Source organism: Cellulomonas jepli (assembly GCF_047229345.1).
In the GTDB taxonomy this organism is placed as follows: Bacteria; Actinomycetota; Actinomycetes; order Actinomycetales; family Cellulomonadaceae; genus Cellulomonas_A.
The window spans coordinates 19,408-40,957 of the sequence record NZ_JBFTER010000037.1; the positions used below are offsets into that span (position 1 = coordinate 19,408).

Annotated in this window: 23 protein-coding genes and 1 pseudogene; 12 read left to right on the forward strand and 12 right to left on the reverse strand. The window is 74.6% G+C overall.

Features of this window, described 5'->3' with window-relative positions:
• Positions 1–6 precede the first annotated feature (6 nt).
• Complete coding sequence (locus AB6N24_RS10680) at positions 7–552, reverse strand: carboxymuconolactone decarboxylase family protein (protein WP_412869386.1); 546 nt, start codon at positions 550–552, stop codon at positions 7–9.
• A 144-nt stretch (positions 553–696) separates the two neighbouring features.
• Between AB6N24_RS10680 and AB6N24_RS10685 the strand changes: the two genes are divergently transcribed.
• Positions 697–1,557 carry an AraC family transcriptional regulator gene (locus AB6N24_RS10685; protein ID WP_412869387.1) on the forward strand — a complete coding sequence of 287 codons (861 nt, stop codon included), beginning with the start codon at positions 697–699 and terminating at the stop codon, positions 1,555–1,557.
• Between the two features lie 37 nt (positions 1,558–1,594).
• On the opposite strand, the gene AB6N24_RS10690 is transcribed toward AB6N24_RS10685, so the two are convergent.
• The 7 genes from AB6N24_RS10690 to AB6N24_RS10720 form a co-directional block, all read right to left on the reverse strand.
• Positions 1,595–2,143, reverse strand: coding sequence for a MarR family winged helix-turn-helix transcriptional regulator (locus AB6N24_RS10690; RefSeq protein WP_412869388.1), 549 nt, complete (start codon positions 2,141–2,143; stop codon positions 1,595–1,597).
• A gap of 37 nt (positions 2,144–2,180) precedes the next feature.
• Positions 2,181–2,612, reverse strand: coding sequence for a PLD nuclease N-terminal domain-containing protein (locus AB6N24_RS10695; protein ID WP_412869389.1), 432 nt, complete (start codon positions 2,610–2,612; stop codon positions 2,181–2,183).
• A 293-nt stretch (positions 2,613–2,905) separates the two neighbouring features.
• Positions 2,906–3,799, reverse strand: a complete 894-nt coding sequence (locus AB6N24_RS10700; protein ID WP_412869390.1) for a siderophore-interacting protein — start codon at positions 3,797–3,799, stop codon at positions 2,906–2,908.
• A gap of 101 nt (positions 3,800–3,900) precedes the next feature.
• Positions 3,901–4,530: a response regulator gene (locus AB6N24_RS10705; protein WP_412869406.1), complete on the reverse strand. Its 630-nt coding sequence runs from the start codon at positions 4,528–4,530 to the stop codon at positions 3,901–3,903.
• 80 nt (positions 4,531–4,610) lie between these two features.
• Complete coding sequence (locus tag AB6N24_RS10710; protein WP_412869391.1) at positions 4,611–5,801, reverse strand: sensor histidine kinase; 1,191 nt, start codon at positions 5,799–5,801, stop codon at positions 4,611–4,613.
• Between the two features lie 59 nt (positions 5,802–5,860).
• Positions 5,861–6,718 carry an ABC transporter permease subunit gene (locus AB6N24_RS10715; protein ID WP_412869392.1) on the reverse strand — a complete coding sequence of 286 codons (858 nt, stop codon included), beginning with the start codon at positions 6,716–6,718 and terminating at the stop codon, positions 5,861–5,863.
• Positions 6,715–7,665 carry an ABC transporter ATP-binding protein gene (locus tag AB6N24_RS10720; RefSeq protein WP_412869393.1) on the reverse strand — a complete coding sequence of 317 codons (951 nt, stop codon included), beginning with the start codon at positions 7,663–7,665 and terminating at the stop codon, positions 6,715–6,717. The genes AB6N24_RS10715 and AB6N24_RS10720 overlap by 4 nt, the downstream gene beginning before the upstream one ends.
• Before the next feature lie 260 nt (positions 7,666–7,925).
• On the opposite strand from AB6N24_RS10720, the gene AB6N24_RS10725 reads away from it, so the two are divergent.
• From AB6N24_RS10725 to AB6N24_RS10740, 4 genes are all read left to right on the forward strand, one after another.
• Positions 7,926–8,768 carry a Bax inhibitor-1/YccA family protein gene (locus AB6N24_RS10725; RefSeq protein WP_412869394.1) on the forward strand — a complete coding sequence of 281 codons (843 nt, stop codon included), beginning with the start codon at positions 7,926–7,928 and terminating at the stop codon, positions 8,766–8,768.
• Positions 8,769–8,939: 171 nt separating this feature from the next.
• Positions 8,940–10,346 (forward strand): cystathionine beta-synthase, encoded by a 1,407-nt coding sequence (locus tag AB6N24_RS10730; RefSeq protein WP_412869395.1) that lies wholly within the window; start codon positions 8,940–8,942, stop codon positions 10,344–10,346.
• 136 nt (positions 10,347–10,482) lie between these two features.
• Entirely contained in the window at positions 10,483–11,472 is a 990-nt protein-coding gene (locus tag AB6N24_RS10735) for an acetylxylan esterase (protein ID WP_412869396.1), read from the forward strand.
• 171 nt (positions 11,473–11,643) lie between these two features.
• Positions 11,644–12,048 carry an FKBP-type peptidyl-prolyl cis-trans isomerase gene (locus AB6N24_RS10740; RefSeq protein WP_412869397.1) on the forward strand — a complete coding sequence of 135 codons (405 nt, stop codon included), beginning with the start codon at positions 11,644–11,646 and terminating at the stop codon, positions 12,046–12,048.
• A 117-nt stretch (positions 12,049–12,165) separates the two neighbouring features.
• Here the strand turns inward: AB6N24_RS10740 and AB6N24_RS10745 are convergent, their stop codons facing one another.
• Positions 12,166–13,449 (reverse strand): FAD-binding protein, encoded by a 1,284-nt coding sequence (locus tag AB6N24_RS10745; RefSeq protein WP_412869398.1) that lies wholly within the window; start codon positions 13,447–13,449, stop codon positions 12,166–12,168.
• Between the two features lie 36 nt (positions 13,450–13,485).
• On the opposite strand from AB6N24_RS10745, the gene AB6N24_RS10750 reads away from it, so the two are divergent.
• Positions 13,486–13,923: an Rdx family protein gene (locus AB6N24_RS10750; protein WP_412869399.1), complete on the forward strand. Its 438-nt coding sequence runs from the start codon at positions 13,486–13,488 to the stop codon at positions 13,921–13,923.
• 4 nt (positions 13,924–13,927) lie between these two features.
• Entirely contained in the window at positions 13,928–14,302 is a 375-nt protein-coding gene (locus tag AB6N24_RS10755) for a YchJ family protein (RefSeq protein ID WP_412869400.1), read from the forward strand.
• Positions 14,303–14,427: 125 nt separating this feature from the next.
• Here AB6N24_RS10755 and msrA read toward each other — a convergent pair whose 3' ends face one another.
• Positions 14,428–15,060 (reverse strand): peptide-methionine (S)-S-oxide reductase MsrA, encoded by a 633-nt coding sequence (gene msrA / locus AB6N24_RS10760; RefSeq protein ID WP_412869407.1) that lies wholly within the window; start codon positions 15,058–15,060, stop codon positions 14,428–14,430.
• Positions 15,061–15,283: 223 nt separating this feature from the next.
• Here msrA and AB6N24_RS10765 point away from each other — a divergent pair, with 223 nt between their 5' ends.
• From AB6N24_RS10765 to ilvA, 3 genes are read left to right on the forward strand one after another with little or no spacing between them, the layout of a single operon-like run.
• Entirely contained in the window at positions 15,284–16,510 is a 1,227-nt protein-coding gene (locus AB6N24_RS10765) for a cystathionine gamma-synthase (protein WP_412869401.1), read from the forward strand.
• Complete coding sequence (locus AB6N24_RS10770) at positions 16,507–17,790, forward strand: AI-2E family transporter (RefSeq protein ID WP_412869402.1); 1,284 nt, start codon at positions 16,507–16,509, stop codon at positions 17,788–17,790. Before AB6N24_RS10765 ends, AB6N24_RS10770 begins: the two co-directional genes overlap by 4 nt.
• Complete coding sequence (ilvA, locus tag AB6N24_RS10775; RefSeq protein ID WP_412869403.1) at positions 17,787–19,013, forward strand: threonine ammonia-lyase; 1,227 nt, start codon at positions 17,787–17,789, stop codon at positions 19,011–19,013. The genes AB6N24_RS10770 and ilvA overlap by 4 nt, the downstream gene beginning before the upstream one ends.
• A 106-nt stretch (positions 19,014–19,119) precedes the next feature.
• Here ilvA and greA read toward each other — a convergent pair whose 3' ends face one another.
• Positions 19,120–19,605 (reverse strand): transcription elongation factor GreA, encoded by a 486-nt coding sequence (gene greA / locus AB6N24_RS10780; protein ID WP_258724018.1) that lies wholly within the window; start codon positions 19,603–19,605, stop codon positions 19,120–19,122.
• Between the two features lie 191 nt (positions 19,606–19,796).
• On the reverse strand, positions 19,797–20,201 hold the full coding sequence (locus tag AB6N24_RS10785; RefSeq protein ID WP_412869404.1) for a DUF4307 domain-containing protein: 405 nt from the start codon (positions 20,199–20,201) through the stop codon (positions 19,797–19,799).
• Between the two features lie 188 nt (positions 20,202–20,389).
• Here AB6N24_RS10785 and mca point away from each other — a divergent pair, with 188 nt between their 5' ends.
• Positions 20,390–21,292 carry a mycothiol conjugate amidase Mca gene (mca, locus tag AB6N24_RS10790; protein ID WP_412869405.1) on the forward strand — a complete coding sequence of 301 codons (903 nt, stop codon included), beginning with the start codon at positions 20,390–20,392 and terminating at the stop codon, positions 21,290–21,292.
• Positions 21,289–21,550 (forward strand): annotated as a pseudogene (locus AB6N24_RS10795) (hypothetical protein); the annotation flags it as partial. The gene mca and the pseudogene AB6N24_RS10795, both read left to right, overlap by 4 nt.

Genomic DNA, 21,550 nt, shown 5'->3' on the forward strand with positions numbered 1-21,550 from the left:
AGCGGCTCAGCCCGCGCGGCGCAGCCCGACGACGGGGAAGTCGACGGGCACGGCGAGCGCGATGTTCACGTAGTTCGTGAACAGGTTGAGCGCGACGTGCGCGAGGACCTCGACGACGTGCTCGTCGCCCCAGCCCTGGTCGCGGACGGCCTGGACGTCCTCCGCCGTGACCTGACCCCGCTGCTCGACCACGGTCAGCGCGAAGCGGAGCAGCGCCGCGGTGCGGGGGTCGTCGGAGTCGCCGTCCTGCGCCGCGGCCAGCGCCTCGCGCGACACGCCGGCCTTGCGTCCGAGCGCGGTGTGCGCGGCGAGGCAGTACTCGCACGCGTTGCGGTTCGCGACGGCGACCGCGATCTGCTCGCCCACCGCGGCGCCGAGCGTGCCGCCCGAGAGGGCACCGAACGAGCCCCACAGGCTGGTGAGCGCGGCGGGGGACTGCGCGACGGCCCGGAACATCGTGGGCACGGTGCCGAACGCGTCGTGGATCTCGTCGAGCTGGGCGCGGACGGCGCCGGTCGCGGACTCGCGGGCGACGAGAGGGACGTGCGACATGGTGGTCTCCTGGGGTCGTGGTGCGGTGTCGCCGCCCGGACCGGGTGGCGACGTGCTCCCAGCCTGCCGCGTCCGGCCGGACGAAAAGTCACAGATGCTCCTCGATGCGTACCAGATCGTCTCGCTGCGTGGCAGAGTGAGCGGGTGCCTCACCTCGACCGGCTCTCGCCCCTGCTCGAACGGTTCCGGGTGCGCACTCGCCTGTTCCACGCGGGACCGCTGTGCGGCGTCACGACGTTCGCCGCGCAGCCCGGGCGGGGGTTCCTGCACGTGCTGCGCGACGGTGAGATGGACCTGACGCACCAGGGGCCCGGCGGGCGGCTCGAGACGGTGCACGTCGACCGACCGAGCCTGCTGCTCTACCCCCGGCCGCTCGAGCACGCCTTCCGCACGGCACCCACCGAGGGCGCCGACTTCGCGTGCGCGACCCTCGACTTCGACGGCGGCGAGACCCACCCGCTCGTCCGGACGCTCCCGCCCGTGCTCGTGATCCCGCTCGACGCGGTCGCGGGGCTCGGCACCGCGCTGGACCTGCTGTTCGCCGAGGTCGACGCCGTGCGCTGCGGCAGCCGCGTCGTCGCGGACCGGCTGTTCGAGGTCGTGCTCGTCCAGCTGTTCCGCTGGCTGCTCGACCACACCGACGACCTCGCGCTGCCCGCGGGCCTGCTGCCGGGCCTCGCCGACGAGCGCCTCGCCCGCACGCTCGTCGCCGTGCACGAGTCCCCGGGCCGGCCCTGGACGCTCGCGACGATGGCGCGGGAGGCGACGATGTCGCGCAGCGCGTTCGCCGCGCGGTTCCGGGAGACCGTCGGGCAGCCGCCCGCCGAGTACGTCACGCGCTGGCGGCTCACCGTCGCGCAGGACCGGCTGCGCGCGGGCTCGTCGGTCGCTGCCGTCGCCGCGGAGCTCGGCTACGCGAGCCCGCCGTCGTTCTCGCGGGCGTTCACCCAGGTGCTCGGCTGCTCGCCGCGCGCGTGGCTCGCCGCCGCGGGGGACGCCGCCTGAACGGTGCGCGTCCCGGGAGACCGACGTGCGCTGCGGGTCAGCGGGCCGACGCGTCGGGGGCCGGCTCCGAGGGGAACGTCGATCCCGGGTCGACCCGGCTCATCACGGCGGCCCCGATCGCCCGCAGCTGCTCGAGCTGGTCCGAGGTCAGGGCGTCGATGACGAGCCGGCGGGCCTCCTCGACGTGCCCCGGTGCGCTCCCGACGATCTTCGCGAGGCCGTCGTCGGTCAGGATCGCGTTGGTCGCGCGGGCGTCGACCGTCGAGCGCTCCCGGCGGATGTAGCCGGCCCGCTCGAGCCGCTTGGCGACGTGCGAGAGCCGGGAGAGCGAGCCGTTGGTGAGCTGCGCGAGCTGGCTCATCCGCAACGTCCGGTCGGGCTGCTCGGAGAGCATCGCGAGGACCATGTACTCGTAGAACGACAGCCCGGAGTCCCGCTGGAGCTGGGCGTCGAGCGCGCCCGGGAGCGTGATCGTCATGGCCGAGAGCGCGAGCCACGCGCCGCGCTCGGCGGGGGTCAGCCAGCGCGGCTCGCCCGTCGCGCTCGCGCCGGCGTCGTCGCGTGCCCGGTCCTGCGGCTCGCTCACGGGGTCCTCCCGAGGCCGGTCACGGCCGTCGACGTGCTCACGGTCGCGCAGGCGGCGCGTCCGGGTGGTCCCGGTCCGCGTCCGCGTCCGGGGGCGTGTCGTCGAAGCGCCGCTCGCGCGCCCGCAGGTCTGCCTCCCAGTCGCGCAGCATCCGCTCGTGCTTGTCGTCGGACCTCCGCACGCTCGCGAGGAACTCGGGGTCGTCGTCCGGGGCGACCGGGCGCGGCCGCTCGTACTCGGGGAAGCCGGCGGTCGCGGTGCTCGGCCACGGGACGTGGCGGGTCCGGGCGCTGCGCTCGGGACGCCCCGCGACGAGCCACGCGATCGCGCCCACGATCGGCACGACGACGATGAGCAGGATCCACAGCGGCTTGGGCAGGTTGCGCACGAGCGCCGAGTCGGTCTGGATGCAGTCGATGAGGCAGTACACGAGCAGTGCCAGCTCGAGGAGGTACGGCAGGTAACGCACGACGGCCCTTTCCCACGACGCGACGACGCGTCCGTGCGGGAGCGCCAGGAGCACCGTAGGGGAGCGGGTGGTGCGCTGTCAGGCGCCTGGGCGTGCGGTGGCACCGGATCACCCGCAGGCGCGTGCCCGGGCGGCACGGGCGGCGACCCGCCGGCACGGCGTCAGCCCCAGTCGCCCGGGCCCGCAGTCGGCACGGGGTCACTCCGGCGGCGCACGACGCGTCCCGAGCCCGGGCCACCCGCGGCGTCGGCCACCCCGCCCCGGCTGACCGCACCGCTCCGCGCGGCGCAGCCTCAGTCCAGGCCTGCCGCCTGCTCGGCCTCCTCGATAGACCGGGCCCAGTCCTTCTTGGTCGCGCGCCAGTCCTCGTCCGCGGCGCCGAGGCGCCAGTACCCCGAGATCGACAGGCCCGTGCGCGCGAGCCCGCGCTCGACCCGCAGGTGGTGACGGAGCTCCTTCACCGTCCCCGCCTCGCCGTGCACGAACGCGTCGACCCGGCCGTCGGGCCACGCGAGGTCGCGCACCGCCTCGAGGAGCCGGAGCCCGACGACACCCGTCCCCTGGTGCACCCACCGGACCCGGACGCCCTCGGGGGCGGTCAGCGGGAGCTCGTCGCCGGGGCCGTGCACCTCGAGGATCGCGTCACCGACCGCGTCGGGGCGCTCGGCGGCGAGCCGCTCGAGCACCACGGCGACCGCCGGGAGCGCGCTCGCGTCGCCGACGAGCAGGTAGCGGTCGGCCGCCGGGTCGGGGCTGTACGCGCCGCCGGGCCCGAGGACCAGGACCTCGTCGCCGGGCCGGGCGGACGCGGCCCAGGGGCCGGCCACCCCCTCGTCGCCGTGCACGACGACATCGATCGTCAGCTCGGCGGTGGCTGCGTCGAAGGAGCGCACCGTGTACGCGCGCACGCGCGGCTGCTCGTCGGCCGGGAGCGAGGCGCGCAGCGCGTCGAGGTCGACGCGGCCGTCGGGACGCTCGGTCGCGCCGGCGAGCGCCGCCGGCGGCACGAAGACGACCTTCACGTACGAGTCGGCGTGCGTCGGCGCGTTGACGACCCGCAGCCCGGGCCCGCCGAGGACGACCCGGACGAGCTGCTCCGCGACGCGCTCGGTCCGCAGCACCGCGGCGCGCACCGGCGCCGGGCGGGCGCGGGGCGGGGCGGCTGCGGGCGTGGGGGCGTCGGGCATGCGGGTTCCTCGTCTCTGCCGCGGCGGGTGGGCCGCCGGCACCGGCGAGCCTAGGCGGTCGACCTGTGCGGCCGTCGCGCCGGGTGCCACGCCCGGTCCGCTCAGCGCCCGACGAGCCCCGACTCGTACGCGAGCACGACGGCCTGCACGCGGTCGCGCACGCCGAGCTTCGCGAGGATGCGCCCGACGTGCGTCTTGACCGTCGCCTCGGAGAGGTACAGGCGCAGCGCGATCTCGTTGTTCGACAACCCCTCGGCGACCGCCCCGAGCACCTCGGCCTCGCGGGCCGTGAGCTGCGCGAGCAGCGCGTGCGCCGGGTGGGGTGCGGGCGGCTCCTGCCCGGCCGCGGGCAGCGCGTCGGAGAACATCTCGAGCATGCGGCGCGTGACGCGCGGCGAGACCACCGCGTCCCCCGTGGCGACCGCGCGGATCGCGGAGACGAGCTCGGCGGGTCGCGCGTCCTTGAGCATGAAGCCGCTGGCGCCGGCCCGCAGCGCCGCGAACGCGTACTCGTCGAGGTCGAACGTCGTCAGGATGAGCACGCGCGTGCACGCCCCCGAGGCCACGACCCGCTCGGTCGCCTCGATGCCGTTGAGCCCCGGCATGCGCACGTCCATGAGGACGACGTCGGGCGTGAGCGCCGCCGCGAGCTGCACCGCCTCGAGCCCGTCGCCGGCCTCGCCGACGACCTCGAGGTCGTCCTCCGCCTCGAGCACGAGGCGGAAGCCCATGCGCAGCAGCGCCTGGTCGTCCGCGAGCAGGACGCGCGTGCGTCCGCGGCTCGTCGGGGTGCCGTCCGTGCGACCGTCGCTCACGTGCTCTCCTCGTCCCAGTGCAGTGCCGTGCGGACCCGCCAGCCCGGACCCGACGGTCCTGCCTCGACGGTCCCGCCGTAGATCGCGGCTCGCTCGCGCATCCCGATGATGCCGCGACCGCTGCCGGGCGTGGGCGGCGGTCCGCCCGGGTGCGCGACGCCGCCGTCGTCCGTGACCTCGATCTCGACCGTCCCGTCCGTGCGGGCGACGCGCGCCTCGACGTGCCCCGTGCCGCGCGTGTGGCGCAGCGCGTTCGTGAGCGCCTCCTGCACGATCCGGTAGACGGCGAGCTGCAGACCGGTGTCCTTCGGCAGCGCGGTGCCCGCCACCGTCAGGTGCACGGGCAGCCCGGCCCGACGGTAGCCCTCGACGAGCGCCGCGAGGTCCGTGCCGCCCGGCGGCGGGCCGTACGACGCGTCGTCGTCGCGCAGCACGCCGAGCACGCGCCGCATGTCGGTGAGTGCGGCACGCCCGGTCTCGGAGACCTGCGTGATGGCCGCCTGGGCGCTCGCGGGGGAGCGGGGGACGGCCGCGGCGGCACCGTCGGCGAGCGCGATCATGACGGAGAGGCTGTGCGCGACGACGTCGTGCATCTCCCGAGCGATCCGGGCCCGCTCCGCGGCGGTCGCGAGCTGGGCCCGCTGCTCGGCCTCGCGGGCCAGGGCGTGGCCGCGCTCGACGATCGCCCGGCCGTGCAGCCGGCGGTTGCGGACGCCGACCCCGGTCGCGGTGCCGACGAGCACGACGAGCGCGAGCCCGGTGATCTCGACGCCGTGCGTCTGCGGCGGCGCCCACACGAGCGTCGCACCGGTCAGGAGGATCGTCGGCACGGCGACCGCGACCCAGCCCTGGCGGGGCGTGCACTGCGTCGCGACGGCGTACAACGCGAGACCGAGCCCGACGTCGAAGCCGTTGAGCCCGCCGTGCAGGCCGACCGAGGCGAGCCCCAGGGCGGTCACGGCCCCCACCGACCACAGCGGCGCCCGCCGCCGCACGAGCACCGCCCCGGTCCCCGCGAGGGCCAGGACGAGCGGGACGGCCGACGGCCGGTGCGTGGAGGCACCGGCGAAGGCCGGGACCGCGAAGAACGCGGCGACGAGCCAGTCCGTCGCGACCGGGTTCCGCCGCAGCCACCGCCGCACGGGTCCGACGGGCCGCGCGTCGAGCTCGTCGAGCAGCAGCGGCACGCCGGTGGGCGCCGCCCCGGGACCCTCCTCCCGGTGCGGCGCCCACGGCGCGGGTTCGCTCAGGCGTCCCTCCGACGCACGAGCACCGCGGCGGCGGCGAGGATGACCACGCCCCACGCCAGGAGGACCCCGAAGCCCTGCCACGGGGTGAGCTGCGGCGCGTCGGACATCTGCGCCGTCATGTCCATGAACTGCTGCGACGCCGTGAGGCGCTGCCCCGCGGTCCCGGGGAGGAACGGCGCGGTGTTGCGGAAGAAGTCCGTCGGGATCGCCGAGAAGACGGTCTCGATGACGAGCAGCAGCCCGAGGACGGTCGCGAGGGCCGCCGCCGAGTGCCGGAGCAGCGCGCCGAGGGCGAACGCGAACAGCGCGATGGCCGTGAGGTACAGCGGTGCGCCGAGGAGGATGCGCTGCGTCTCCGTGGAGCCGAGGTCGATCGCGTGCTCGTCGCCCAGCACCGGCCGGGTCACGAGCCACGTCAGCGCGGTCGCGACCGCGCCGGTGAGGAACGACACGACGAGCACGACGAGGAGCTTGGCGGTCAGCACCGGCAGCCGCGCGGGCGCGGCGGCGAAGGTCGAGCGGATCATCCCGGTCGAGTACTCGCCCGTGATCGTGAGCACGGCGAGCACCACGATCGCGAGCTGGCCGAAGTACACGCCCGGGGTCAGCAGGAAGCTGGCGTCCATGGGCGGCGCGCCGTTGGCCTGGGCGTCGTCCTGCGTCGAGAAGAACGCGACGAGGAAGCTGATGCCGACGAACGCGAGGACCGTCAGCGGCAGGATCCAGTACGTGGAGCGGACGGTCCACAGCTTGATCCACTCGGACCGCACGAGGTGCGGGAACGACAGGTGGGCGCGGACGGCGTGGGGCGGCACGGTCGGTGCCGCGCTCGTCGGCTTGGTCAGGGTGCTCATCGGGCCTGCTCCTGGGCTGCTGCGCTGACGGTGGACGCGCCGGCCGCGACCGAGTGGTACTCGACCTGGTCGGCGGTGAGCTGCATGTAGGCGTCCTCGAGCGAGCCGCTGAGGGGCGTGAGCTCGTGCAGCACGAGCCGGTTCGCGGCGGCGGTCTCGCCGATGACCTCGGCCGACGCCCCGGTGATCTCGAGCAGCCCCGGCTCGGTCGTCGTCACGATGACGTCGGCGCTGCGCAGGAGCTCGACGAGCTGCGTCGCGTGCGGGCTGCGGACGCGCACGGTCGTGCTCGTCGCGCGGGCGATCACGTCCTGGACGGGCGCGTCGGCGATGATCTGCCCCCGCCCGATCACGATGAGGTGGTCGGCGGTGAGCGCCATCTCGCTCATGAGGTGCGAGGACAGGAACACCGTGCGGCCCTCGGACGCGAGGTAGCGCACGAGGTTGCGGACCCAGAGCACGCCCTCGGGGTCGAGGCCGTTGACCGGCTCGTCGAGGATGAGCGTGCGCGGGTCGCCGAGCAGCGCCGACGCGATGCCGAGCCGCTGGCCCATGCCGAGCGAGAAGCCGCCGACGCGCTTCTTGGCGACGGTCTGCAGGCCGGTCATCTCGATGACCTCCTGCACGCGGGCCTTGCCGATGCCGTGGGTCGCGCCGAGCGCCGCGAGGTGGTTGGCGGCCGAGCGTCCGGTGTGCACGGCCTTGGCCTCGAGCAGCGCGCCGACCTCGACGAGGGGCGAGCGGTGCTGGGCGTAGGGCTTGCCGTTGACGGTGACGGTGCCGTGCGTCGGGCGGTCGAGCCCGACGATCATGCGCATCGTGGTCGACTTGCCGGCGCCGTTCGGGCCGAGGAAGCCGGTCACCTTCCCGGGCTGGACGGTGAAGCTGATGCCGTCCACCGCCGTCTTCGGCCCGTACCGCTTGGTCAGGCCGTGTGCCTCGATCATGTGACGTCCTCGTGAGAAGCAGGGGTGGGTGGACTCCTCGAACGTAGGCCGGGGCGGTGGTCCCCCGGAACGTCCTTGAGTCTCATCCTTCTCCGCCCTGGGGATACGCCGTAAGGAGGACAACCCCCGAACCGACCCTGGGGTGACCCTGAGGGCACCCCGAGAACCTCGGGGAGATGTCCGGGGGAGACCTGGGAACGATGCCGACCGCGCGAGCGTTGCGTACGGTAGAACCGGCCGCCAGCGACCAGGAGGAAGCCGTGAGCAACCCCGTCTTCAACAACAGCGAGATATTCCGCGACCCGAACGCCAGGCGCGGGCGCCAGCAGGGCCGGACCACCGTCCAGCCCGGCCAGGCAGCCGGCTACGGTGCCGCGGGCACGCAGACGATCGACGCCGTGAGCCTCGACAAGATGTACGAGGCGCCGTCGGCGACGACCGCCCAGACCGGGCGCCTCACCTACGACGACGTCATCGTCAAGACCGGCGGGCTGCTCGCGCTGCTCGTGGTGGTCGCCGCGGCGACGTACGCGCTCGCGCCGGGCCTGTGGGTCTTCGGCATGATCGTCGGGCTCGTGCTCGGCCTGGTCAACGCGTTCCGGCGCAACCCGAGCCCGCTGCTCATCGGGGCGTACGCGGTCGCCGAGGGCGTGTTCGTCGGTGGCATCAGCAAGTTCTACGAGAACGCGTTCGGCGGCGGGCTCGTCCCGCAGGCGGTGCTCGCGACCCTCGCGGTCTTCGGCACCTCGCTCGTGCTGTTCCGCTCCGGCAAAGTCCGGGTCACCCCGAAGTTCACGCGGTTCCTGATCATCGGGCTCGTGGGCTACCTCGCGTTCTCGGTGCTGAACCTCGTGCTGGCGTTCGTCTTCCCGAGCGAGATGTTCGGCCCGCTGCGCGGCGGGCTCCTCGGCGTGGTCGTCGGCCTCGTGGCCGTGGGCCTCGCGGCGATGTCGCTGATCATGGACTTCGACTCGATCAAGCGCGGCGTCGAGCAGGGCGCCCCGGCGAAGATGGCGTGGACCGCCGCCTTCGGCCTCATCGTGACGCTCGTGTGGCTCTACCTCGAGCTGCTGCGCCTGCTCGCCATCCTGCGCGGCGACTGACGCGACCGGGTGCCGGCCCGCCCGGCACCCACCCCGACTGCAGGACCGACCGCCCGGATGCGATGATCGCTCCGGGCGGTCGTGTGCGTCCTGGCGACCACCCGCGCCCCTCTCCGCGCCCCGCGGCCGACCGTCGCACGCGCCCCCTCCCACCTCCCGGAGCACCCCGCCGTGAAGTACGCGCAGCACATCTCCGAGCTCGTCGGGCACACCCCGCTCGTGAAGCTCTCCTCGGTGACCGACGGCCTCGCCGCGACCGTCCTCGCGAAGGTCGAGTACCTCAACCCCGGCGGGTCGGTGAAGGACCGGATCGCGCTCAAGATGGTCGAGGCCGCGGAGGCCAGCGGCGAGCTGCGCCCCGGCGGGACGATCGTCGAGCCGACGAGCGGGAACACGGGCGTCGGGCTCGCGCTCGTCGCGCAGCGCAAGGGCTACCGCTGCGTGTTCGTGTGCCCGGACAAGGTCTCGCAGGACAAGCGCGACGTGCTGCGCGCGTACGGCGCGGAGGTCGTCGTGACGCCGACGGCGGTCGCGCCGGACCACCCCGACTCCTACTACTCGGTGTCCGACCGCCTGACGCAGGAGATCGAGGGCGCCTGGAAGCCGAACCAGTACGCCAACCAGAACGGACCCCTCAGCCACTACGAGTCGACGGGCCCCGAGATCTGGGCGGACACCGACGGGCGCGTCACGCACGCGGTGCTCGGCGTCGGCACGGGCGGCACGATCAGCGGCACCGGGCGGTTCCTCAAGGAGGCCTCCGCCGACCGTGCGGCCGAGGACGGCGGGCGCGTGCGCGTCGTCGGCGCCGACCCTGCGGGCTCGGTGTACTCGGGCGGGGACGGGCGGCCGTACCTCGTCGAGGGCGTCGGGGAGGACTTCTGGCCGACCGCGTACGACCCGTCGGTGCCCGACGAGATCATCGCGGTCTCCGACGCCGACTCGTTCGCGATGACGCGGCGCCTCGCGCGCGAGGAGGGCCTGCTGGTCGGTGGCTCGTGCGGCATGGCCGTCGTCGCTGCGCTCCGTCTCGCGCGCCGGCTGCAGGACGAGGACCCGGAGGCGGCGGCGAAGGCCGTGATCGTCGTGCTGCTGCCCGACGGCGGACGCGGGTACCTCTCGAAGATCTTCAACGACTCGTGGATGCGCTCGTACGGGTTCCTGTCCTCCGAGCAGGGCGCGACGGTCGCGGACGTGCTGCGGAGCAAGGGCGGGGAGCTGCCGGCGCTCGTGCACACCCACCCCAACGAGACGGTGCGCGACGCGATCTCGATCCTGCACGAATACGGCGTCTCCCAGATGCCGGTCGTCGGGGCCGAGCCGCCCGTCAAGATCGGCGAGGTCGCCGGGTCCGTCAGCGAGCGCGGGCTGCTCGACGCGGTCTTCTCGGGGGCGGCGACGCTCGCCGACCGCGTCGACCGGCACATGGCGGCGCCGCTGCCGCTGATCGGCTCGGGCGAGGGTGTCGAGGACGCCCGCAAGGCCCTGCAGTCGGCCGACGCGCTCATGGTCGTCGACGACGGGCAGCCGGTCGGCGTGCTCACGCGGCACGACCTGCTGGGGTTCCTGGCGCGCTGAGCGGCCGGCGACCCGTCGGCCGCCTGCGCCGGCCGGGCGTCGTCGTGTGACACGCTGCTGCCCGGCCGCTGCGGGCACGCCCGCCGGCCCCACCGCTGGACGACGCGCCCCTGGCGCACACCCCCGAGGAGCGACGATGCCCCTGTTCGACCTGCCGCTCGCCGAGCTCGAGACCTACCGCCCCGAGCTCGACGAGCCGGCCGACCTCGACGCGTTCTGGGCGGCGACCCTCGCCGAGACCCGCACGCACGACCTCGCCGTCGAGGTCACGCCGGTCGACGCGGGGCTCACGCTGATCGAGACGTCGGAGATCACGTTCGCCGGCTTCGGCGGGCACCCCGTCCAGGGCTGGCTCTCGCGGCCCGCCGGCGCCGACGGGCCGCTCCCGGCGGTCGTGCAGTTCATCGGGTACGGCGGTGGGCGCGGGTTCGCGCACGAGCGGCTGCAGTGGGCCGCCGCCGGCTACGCGTACCTGCTGATGGACACGCGCGGGCAGGGCAGCAAGTGGGGCAACGGCGGGCACACGCCCGACCCCGTCGGCTCGGGGCCGGCCGTCCCCGGGTTCATGACCCGGGGCATCCTCGACCCCGCCGAGCACTACTACCGCCGGGTCATCACCGACGGGGTCCGTGCGGTCGAGGCCGCCCGGTCTCTGCCGTTCGTCGACCCCGAGCGCGTCACCGTCGCGGGCGCGAGCCAGGGCGGCGGGATCGCCCTGGGCGTCGCGGGACTGGTCGACGGGCTGCTCGCCGTCATGGCCGACGTGCCGTTCCTCTGCCACTTCCGACGCGCCGTCCAGATCACCGGCTCCGACCCGTACGGCGAGATCACCAACTACCTCGCGGTGCACCGCGACGCCGAGGAGCAGGTCTTCCGCACGCTGTCCTACCTCGACGGCGTGCACCTCGGCCGCCGTGCGAGCGCCCCGACGCTGTTCTCGGTCGCGCTCATGGACACGATCTGCCCGCCGTCGACCGTGTACGCCGCCTACAACTGGTACGGCGAGCGCACCGGGGTCACCGACAAGCAGATCGAGGTCTACGGGTACAACAACCACGAGGGCGGCGAGGGCTGGCAGCTCGCGCGCCAGCTCGCGTGGCTGAACGCGCGGTCCGGGGTGCGCTGACGCGACGGGGCGCGCCGTCGACGTCGCGGCGTCCCGGAGCAGCCGACGCTCCTGCCGTGAGCCCGCGGCGCCAGGCTTCACCCCGTCCACCAGGCGTCCCCGGCGCGCACGACGCCGGGCCGAGCGGCGAGGATGGGTGACGTACCGACATCAAGGCGAGGAGATCCACCCATGACCGCACAGCTGCCCCAGGCCTCCGGCTCGTTCGGCGAGAAGCCCACGCTGACGTTCCCCGACGGCCCGGCACCCGCCGAGCTCGAGGTCCAGGTGCTCAGCCGCGGCGACGGCGCGCTCGTCGAGGCGGGCGACGACCTCGTCGTGCACTACCTCGGCCAGACGTGGAACGGGCACGTGTTCGACAACTCGTACGACCGCGGCTCGTCGATCAACTTCCCGATCGGCGTCGGCGCCGTGATCGCCGGCTGGGACGAGGGGCTCGTCGGGCAGCAGATCGGCTCGCGCGTGCTGCTGTCGATCCCGCCGCACCAGGGCTACGGCGACCGCGGCGTGCCGCAGGCCGGCATCAAGGGTGGCGACACGCTCGTCTTCGTCGTGGACGTCGTCGGCGTCAACTGACACCTGCGCCGCAGAGGGGCCGCGACACCTCGGTGCCGCGGCCCCTCTCGCGCGTCCGGACCGTCCACCGGTGCCCGGCCGGACGCGCGGGGATGCGCGCCGACGCGGGCCGACGGCTCAGCCGAGCAGCACGTGCCGGTCGAGGAACGGCCCGCGGAACACGCCGCCGGGGTCGCTGCGCGCGACGAGCGCCCGGAAGTCGTCCATCCGCGGGTAGAGCCGCGCGAGGTCACGGCCGGTGTCGGCGAAGATCTTGCCCCAGTGCGGCCGCGCCTCGAACGGCGCGAGCGCCTCCTCGATCACCGGCAGCAGCGCCTCGACCTCGGCCTGCCGCTGGAGCCAGGTGAAGTGCAGGCCGATGCGCGGCCCGCCGTACGCGGTCGACAGCCACAGGTCGTCCGCGCCGATCGTGCGGATCTCGGAAACCTGCAGGAGCGGCGCGATGCGGTCGCTCAGCCCGCGCAGCGCCCCGATCGCGCCCACGGCGTGCTCGCGCGGCACGAGGTACTCCGACTGCAGCTCGTCGCCGTTGCTCGGGGTGTACCGGAGCCGGAAGTGCGGCAGCCGGTCGTGCCACGGGCCCGGGACGCCGAGCTGGTCGGTGCAGTTGACCGGGTCGATCCCGGGCAGCGGGTGCAGCTTGACCGGCGACGGCGTGGCACCGAACAGCTCCGTGCGCAGCGCGTGCCGCTCGCCGGGGACCACGCGCGTCTTGCGCCACACCTGCTGGACGGCGTCGCCGGTCCAGTCGACGAAGAGGCTGACACTGTCGGCCGACGACGTGACCGCGTCGAGGTTCGCGAGCGCGGCGTCCCACGGCAGCCCGGTGTGCACCTCCTGCGCGACGTCGTACGTCGGCTCGACCTCGAGGGTGAGCCGGACGACGACGCCGAGCGCGCCGAGCGAGACGACGGCGCCGGGGAAGTCGACGTCGGCCCGGGTGAGCGTCCGCAGGCTCCCGTCGGCGGTCACGAGCTCGAGCGCCGTGACCGCCGTCGCGAGGTTCGCCGACGCGTCGCCCGAGCCGTGCGTCGCCGTCGCGACCGCCCCTGCGACCGAGATGTGGGGGAGCGAGGCCAGGTTGTGCAGCGCCCAGCCGCGCGCGTGCAGGTGCTCCGCGAGCGTCCCGTACCGCGTCCCGCCCGAGACCGTCACGGTCCGCGCCGCCTCGTCGAGCTCGATCGTCGGCTCGAGCCGCTCGAGCGAGACGAGCCCACCGGTCGTGTCGGCGATGTCCTGGAAGCAGTGCCGGGTGCCGATGGCCCGCACCCGGCCGGCCGCGCCGCCCCGCGTGGCCGCCACGACCTCCTGCACCTGCTCGACCGTCTCCGGCCGGTGCACCTCGGCCGCCTGGAAGGTGTAGTTGCCGGACCAGTTCCGCAGGGTCTCCGTCGTCGCCATGACCCGATCATCGCAAGCGTGCGCGAGACTGGCGCCATGAGCACGGACGCCCCGCTCCCGCGCGTGACCATCACCTACTGCACGCAGTGCCGGTGGCTGCTGCGTGCCGCGTGGTTCGCGCAGGAGCTGCTCACGACGTTCCACCGCGAGCTCGGGGAGGTCGCGCTGCGGCCCGCGACGGGCGGGGTGTTCACGGTGGAGGTCGACGGGGACCTGCTCTGGGACCGCGCCGAGCGCCGCGGCTTCCCCGAGATCACGGTGCTCAAGCAGCTCGTGCGGGACCGCGTCGCGCCCGACAAGCCGCTCGGGCACTCCGACGCCAAGGCCGCGTCCGGGGCGCCTGACGCGTCCGCGGCCGGCGCGGGCACCGCCGCCTCCGAGGCCCCCGACGCCGCACCACGGGACGGTGCCGCGGACGACGGGCCGGCCGACGACCTGCCCGCCGACGACGCGCTCGCGGCCGACGGAGGCTGACCCCGTGACCCGCTGCCCGTGCCTGAGCGGCCTGACCTACGACGAGTGCTGCGGCCCGCTGCACCGTGGTGAGCGCGCCGCGTCGACCGCGGAGCAGCTCATGCGCTCGCGGTACAGCGCCTACGCGGTGCGCGACGCGGACTACGTGCGGCGGACCTGGCACGCGAGCGGACGCCCGCCCGCGCTCGACCTCGACGACGGCACGCGGTGGTACCGGCTCGACGTGCTCGGGTCGACCGGCGGGGGACCCGCCGACACGCACGGGACCGTGGAGTTCCGGGCGTTCTACCGCTCCGTGGACGGCGCCGGGTCGCTGCACGAGGTCAGCCGGTTCGTGCGCGACCACGGTGCCTGGGTGTACCTCGACGCGCTGGGCTGACCCGCCGGGCGCCGTGCGTCCGGGCATGCACCCGGACGAACGACGGCCCGGCCCCCGAGGGGACCGGGCCGACGTCGCCGGCTCAGGCGGTCACCCGCTCAGGCGGGCGTCGTCCCGGGCCGTCGTCACGGGACCGGGCACGCGACGCCCGTCGAGTGCACCGGGCAGTAGCCGTTCGGCACCTTGTGCAGGTACTGCTGGTGGTAGTCCTCGGCGTAGTAGAACGTCCCGGCGCCGCCCTCGCCGTCGACCGGGCGGACCTCCGTGGTGATCTCGCCGTAGCCGTTGCGCCGCAGCTCGGGCTCGTACAGCGCGCGGGTCGCCGCCGCTGCCTCCGCCTGCTCGGGCGTCGTGGTGAAGACCGCCGAGCGGTACTGCGTGCCGACGTCGTTGCCCTGGCGGTAGCCCTGGGTCGGGTCGTGCAGCGTCCAGAACGTGCGCAGCAGCTCCGTGGTCGGCAGCACCGCGGGGTCGTACGCGACGAGGACCGTCTCGGTGTGCCCGGTCAGGCCGGTGCACGTCTCCTCGTACGTCGGGAACGGCGTGATCCCGCCCTGGTAGCCCGCGGCCGTCGTCACGACGCCGGGCAGGTTCCACATCTCCTTCTCGGCTCCCCAGAAGCAGCCGAGCGCGAGGTAGATCACCTGCGTGCCCTCGGGCCAGGGGCCTCGCAGCGGGGTGCCGAGCACCGCGTGCGTCGCGGGGACGGAGTAGGGGTAGTCGTCGCGGCCGGGCAGCGCGCGCTCCGGCGTCACCATCTGGGTCTTGAGGGCCGATCCGAACAGCCAGCTCACGGGGGGTCCACCTCTCGTCGGGTCGGCGCCCCGGGGCCTGGTGGGTCCCCGGTGCGTCGCCAGGCACAACGGTCCGGCGGGGTGCGTCTGTTCCCGTCCCGTTCCCGCGCCGTCGCCCCGGCCCGCGCGCGTCGACCCGGTGCGCGTCCACCGCGTGCGCACCCGGCGCACGGCCTAGCCTGAGACCGTGACGACCGACCCGTTCCCCACTCCCGACCTCGACCACGACTGGGCCACCGCCGGGTTCGCGACGAGGGCCATCCACGCAGGCCAGGACCCCGACGCCGCGACCGGTGCCGTCGTCCCGCCGATCTACCAGGTGTCGACCTACAAGCAGGACGGCGTCGGCGGGCTGCGCGGCGGCTACGAGTACTCGCGCTCGGGCAACCCGACGCGTGCGGCGCTCGAGGAGGCCCTGCGGGCGGCCGAGGGGGGCGCGGCGGGCTTCGCGTTCGCGTCGGGCCTCGCCGCGGAGGACACGCTGCTGCGCGCGGTCCTGCGCCCCGGTGACCACGTCGTCGTGCCCGACGACGCGTACGGCGGGACGTACCGCCTGTTCGCCCGCGTGCTCGGCCCGTGGGGCGTCGAGCACACACCCGTGAACCTGAGCGACCCCGACGCGGTGCTCGCGGCGATCCAGCCCGGCCGCACCAAGGTCGTCTGGGCCGAGACGCCCACGAACCCGCTGCTCGGCATCGCCGACATCGCGGCCCTCGCCGCGCACGCGCGGTCCGCGGGTGCGCTGCTCGTCGTCGACAACACGTTCGCGACCCCGTACCTGCAGCAGCCGCTCGCGCTCGGCGCCGACGCGGTCGTGCACTCGACGACGAAGTACATCGGCGGGCACAGCGACGTCGTCGGTGGCGCCGTCGTCGTCGCGGACGGCGCGCAGCTCCCCGTCGGGCTCGTCGGCCCCACCGGGACGACCGCGCTCGCCGACGCCGTCGGCTTCCACCAGAACGCGTCGGGCGCCGTCGCCGGCCCGTTCGACTCGTGGCTCACGCTGCGCGGCCTGCGGACCCTCGCCGTCCGGATGGACCGGCACCAGGCCAACGCCGCCGCGGTCGCGGAGCTCCTCACGACGCACCCGCGCGTCACGCAGGTGATCTACCCGGGCCTCCCGAGCCACCCGGACCACGAGGTCGCCGCGCGCCAGATGAGCGGGTTCGGCGGCATGGTCGCGTTCCGCACCGGCAGCGAGCAGTCGGCGATCGACGTGTGCGGGCGCACGCGCGTCTTCACGCTCGCGGAGTCGCTCGGCGGCGTCGAGTCGCTCATCGAGCACCCCGGCAAGATGACGCACGGCTCGGTGCTCGGGACGGTGCTCGAGGTCCCCGACGACCTCGTCCGCCTCTCGGTCGGCATCGAGGACGTCGCCGACCTTCTCGCCGACCTCGAGAAGGCCCTGCGGTGACGACGACCCACCCGACCACGGCTGTGCCGACCACGAAGGAGCCCACCGGGAGCACGTCGCCCGGGCGCCCCGCGCAGCCGGACGCGCGCTCGGCCGTCCCGCCGTCGGTCCAGGCGGCCGCGGCGTGGTCGTGGCGGATCATCGTGATCGCCGCGGCGCTCGCGGTGCTGCTCGCGGTCATCGGGTACTTCAAGGTCCTCGTCGTCTCGGTCGCCATCGCGGTGCTGCTGACCGTCCTGCTCGCGCCGTTCGTGCGGTTCCTGCAGCGCCGGGCACGGTTCTCCCGCGGGCTGGCCTCCGGGACCGCGGTGCTCGCGCTGCTCGCGCTCGTCGCCGGCCTGCTGACGCTCGCGGGCCGCTCGCTCGTCAACGGGTTCGCGGAGCTCAGCGACCAGGCGCAGGAGGGCTTCCGCGAGCTCGCCCGGTGGCTGTCGGCGGGTCCGCTCGACCTCAGCACCGACCAGATCGACGAGTACATCGACCAGGCGCAGTCCCAGGTCAGCGACAACGCGTCGTCCCTCGTCTCGGGTGCGCTCTCGGTCGGCACGACGCTCGGGCACGTCGTCGCCGGTGCGCTCATCACGGTCTTCTGCACGTTCTTCTTCCTGCACGACGGCCGCCAGGTGTGGGCGTGGTTCGTCGGGCTCATGCCGGTGACCTCGCGGGACCGCATCCACCAGGCCGGGCGGCGCGGGGTCGTGACGCTCGGCGGCTACACGCGCACGCAGATCCTCGTCGCGCTCGTCGACGCGATCGGCATCGGCCTCGGGGCCCTGATCCTCCAGGTCCCGCTCGCGCTGCCGCTCGCGACCCTGGTGTTCCTGGGCTCGTTCATCCCGATCGTCGGGGCGCTCGTCAGCGGCTCCGTCGCCGTCCTCGTCGCGCTGGTCGCGCACGGACCGGTCGTCGCCCTCATCATGGTCGGCGTCGTGCTGCTCGTGCAGCAGATCGAGGGCCACGTGCTCCAGCCGCTGCTCATGGGCCACGCGGTGTCGCTGCACCCCGTCGCGGTCCTGCTCGCCGTCGCCGCGGGCTCGCTCGCCGCCGGCATCGTCGGTGCGCTGTTCGCCGTCCCGATCGTCGCCGTGATCAACACCGTGGTGCTCTACCTGCACGGGCACGACAAGTTCCCCGGGCTCGGTGACGACGACCACGCGATCGTCCGCGGTGAACCGACCGCGCCCGAGGAGCCGGACGACGCCGACTCCGCGGCGGTCGTCCCGCCCAGCGAGGTCGACCGCAGCACCCCCGGGACGACCCGCCTGACCGGTGAGGCGTGAGCGGGCTCGACGTCGTGACCGCGGTCGGGCTCGACGACGTCCGGTCCGCGGCCGCGCTGCTCGAGGGCGTCGCGACCCGCACCCCGGTCGACCTCAGCCGTGCGCTGAGCCGGGTCGCGGGCACCGACGTGTGGCTCAAGTGCGAGAACTTGCAGCGCGCGGGCTCGTTCAAGGTCCGCGGCGCGTACGTGCGGATGGCGCGGCTGTCCGCGGAGGAGCGGGCGCGCGGTGTCGTCGCGGCGAGCGCCGGGAACCACGCGCAGGGGGTCGCGCTCGCGGCACGGCTGCTGGGGATCGACGCGCTCGTCTTCATGCCCGCCGACGCCGCGCTGCCGAAGGTGGCCGCGACGCGCGAGTACGGCGCCCGGGTGGTGCTCGCGGGCACGTCGGTCGACGACGCGCTCGTCGCCGCCCGTGAGGAGTGCACCCGCACGGGCCGCGTGCTCATCCACCCGTTCGACCACGAGGACGTCGTCGCGGGACAGGGCACCGTCGCGCTCGAGATCCTCGAGCAGGTGCCGGACGTCCGCACGATCGTCGTGCCCGTCGGTGGCGGCGGGCTCGCCGCGGGCGTGGTCGCGGCCGTCGCCGCCGCACGCCCCGACGTCCGGGTCGTCGGCGTGCAGGCCGCACGCGCCGCCGCCTACCCGGCGTCGCTCGCCGCCGGGCACCCGGTGCCGATGACGGACCTGCGCACGATGGCCGACGGCATCGCGGTCGGCACACCCGGGCGGGTGCCGTTCGACGTGCTGCGCGCGCACGGCTGCGAGATCCGGACCGTGACCGAGGAGGACCTCTCCCGGGCGCTGCTGCTCGTCGCCGAGCGGGCGAAGCTCCTCGTCGAGCCGTCCGGCGCAGCCGGGGTCGCGGCGATCATGGCCGCGCCGGGGGCCTTCGAGGGGCCGGTCGTCGCCATCCTCTCGGGCGGCAACATCGACCCGCTCGTGCTGCTGCGCGTCGTGCGGCACGGCCTCGCGTCCGCGGGCCGCTACCTGCAGCTGCGCGTGCGGATCGACGACTCGCCCGGGACGCTGGCGGGCCTGCTGTCCGAGCTCGCGGCGACGGGCGGGAACGTGGTGCACGTGGGCCACGTCCGCACGTCCGTGGACCTCGCGATCGACGAGGTCGAGATCGAGGTGCAGGTCGAGACCAAGGGCCCCGAGCACTGCGGCGAGGTGCTCGCGCACCTGCGTGCCCGCGGCTTCCGGCTCGCGGACCACTGACGCCGACGGGCGAGGCCCCGGCGGACGTGGGTCCGCCGGGGCCTCGCCCGTGCGTGGTGGGACGGCGCCGTCCCGGGTGCTGCGCGGCCCGCGAGCGGGCAGTGGGTCAGCCCGCGAAGGGGTGCGCGGCCTTGATCTCGACGGCGATCTCGCGACCGTTCGGCGCCTCGTAGGCGACCGTGTCGCCCACGGCACGCCCGTTGATCGCGGCGCCCAGCGGCGACGTCGGGGAGAAGACCTCGATGTCCGCGGAGCCGGCGATCTCGCGCGAGCCCAGCAGGAACACCATCTCGTCGCCGGCGACGAGGGCGGTCACGACCATGCCGGGCTCGACGACGCCGTCGTCGGGCGGCGTGCCGATCTGCACGTTCCGCAGCTTCTGCTTGAGCTCGCGGATGCGCGCCTCCTGCTTCGCCTGCTCCTCGCGCGCGGCGTGGTAGCCGCCGTTCTCCTTGAGGTCACCCTCGTCGCGGGCGGCGGCGATGCGCGCGGTGATCTCGGCACGACCCTCACCCTCGAGGCGTGCGAGCTCGGTCTTGAGCCGGTCGTGCGCCTCCTGCGTCAGCCACGTGGGCTGCGACGTCTCGGTCACGGTCGCTCCTTCCTTGCCGTCTTCGTCCGGTGCGCACGGGTACGAGGGACGTGCACGTGTGCGGTGAGCCTGCCCTGCCAGCTGCCTGCCGGTCGCGTCGACCGGAGGGTCTCGCTGACCCTGGGCGGCGTATGAATCGACAAGGATAGCAAGACGGGTGTCCGGGTGGTGCACGCGCGTGGGTGAGCGCCTCAGGCGTCGGGGACCACGACGCAGGTCTCGACCGTCCCGGTGACCGCGAGCTCCGCGGTCGCCAGGGTCTCGGTGAGGCGCACGACGCTCGTGCGGGCCGGCCCGACGGTCACGGTGCGGAACCCGACCTCGGCGGCCGCCTGGTTGAGCGCCAGCAGCCGGCACTCGACCGTCGCCGCCGGGTCCTTCGTGACCTCGAACGTCATGACGACGCGGTCCGGCTCGACGCGGAACCCGTGGTCCTGCCAGCGCACCGCGTCGCGCTGCATGCCCGACATGATCCACGCGAGCACCGCGACGACGACCACCCCGGCGACCACCGACACGACGACCCACGTGCGGCGCGGCACCGGGGTCCCGTGCCCGTACCGGCCCGCCGGGGCACCTGCGTCCTGCTCCGTCACGTGGTCCGCTCCTGGTCGTCGGGCACGCCTGCCGGTCGGCCCGGCGCGGGCGGCTCCTGCCGGACGCTCGTCCGGGACGGACGGCCCCGAGCGGGCGTCGTGCACCCGGCGTGCGGCGAGGTGCGCGATCATTGTCCCTCGCCCCGTGCGCGCCACGCGCACGGGTGACCGACCCACGGAGGCCCCACGTGACCGGAGAACGGCTGCGCCTGCTGGCGGTGCACGCCCACCCCGACGACGAGTCGAGCAAGGGAGCCGCGACGACCGCGCGGTACGCGGCGGAGGGCGTCGACGTCCTCGTCGCGACCTGCACGGGCGGGGAGCGCGGCGACGTCCTCAACCCGAGCTACCCGCCGGTGGCCGACCCGGACCGGATGCACGAGATCCGGCGCGAGGAGATGGCGGCGGCCGCGAAGGCGCTCGGCGTGCGCCAGGAGTGGCTCGGCTTCGTCGACTCGGGGCTGCCCGAGGGCGACCCGCTCCCGCCGCTGCCCGAGGGGTGCTTCGCGCTGCAGCCGCTCGAGGTCGCCGCGCGCCCGCTCGTCGAGCTCGTGCGCCGCTTCCGCCCGCACGTCATCACGACGTACGACCCGACCGGCGGGTACCCGCACCCCGACCACATCATGTGCCACCGGGTCTCCGCGGAGGCGTTCGCCGCCGCGGGCGACCCCGAGCGCTACCGGGACTCCGGCGAGCCGTGGACGCCGCTCAAGCTGTACTACAACCACGGCTTCTCGATGGCGCGGATCCGGGCGGCGCACGAGGCGCTCGTCGAGCGCGGCCTCGAGTCCCCGTTCGGGGAGTGGGTCGAGTCCCGCGCGGCGCGCGAGATCCCCGAGCGCGAGGTCACGACGCGGATCGCCTGCGCCGACTTCTTCGGTGCGCGCGACGACGCGCTGCGGGCGCACGCGACCCAGATCGACCCCGAGGGCTTCTTCTTCGCGATGCCGCGCGACCTCGAGCGCGAGGTGTGGCCGTACGAGGAGTACGAGCTCGCCGAGTCGCGCGTGCCGGTCCGGCTGCCCGAGGACGACCTGTTCGCGGGCGTGCGTGAGGCCGTCCCCACGAGCCCTGCGACGGGCACCCCGTGAACGGCGCGGCGTTCGTCGTGCGGCTCGCGGCGACGCCGAGCCCCTCGCCCCTCGAGGTCCCGCTGTCCGAGCAGGCGTCCCCCGGGGTCCTCGGCTTCCTCGTGACGTTCGCGGTCGCGGTCGCGGCGATCCTGCTCGCGCTCTCGCTCACGCGGCACCTGCGCGTCGTCGACCGCCGGGCCGCGCAGGACGCCGTCCACCGGGTCGCCCTCCCACAGCGCCAGGCACGCGACCCGGGCGGAGGCCTTGCTCAGCCAC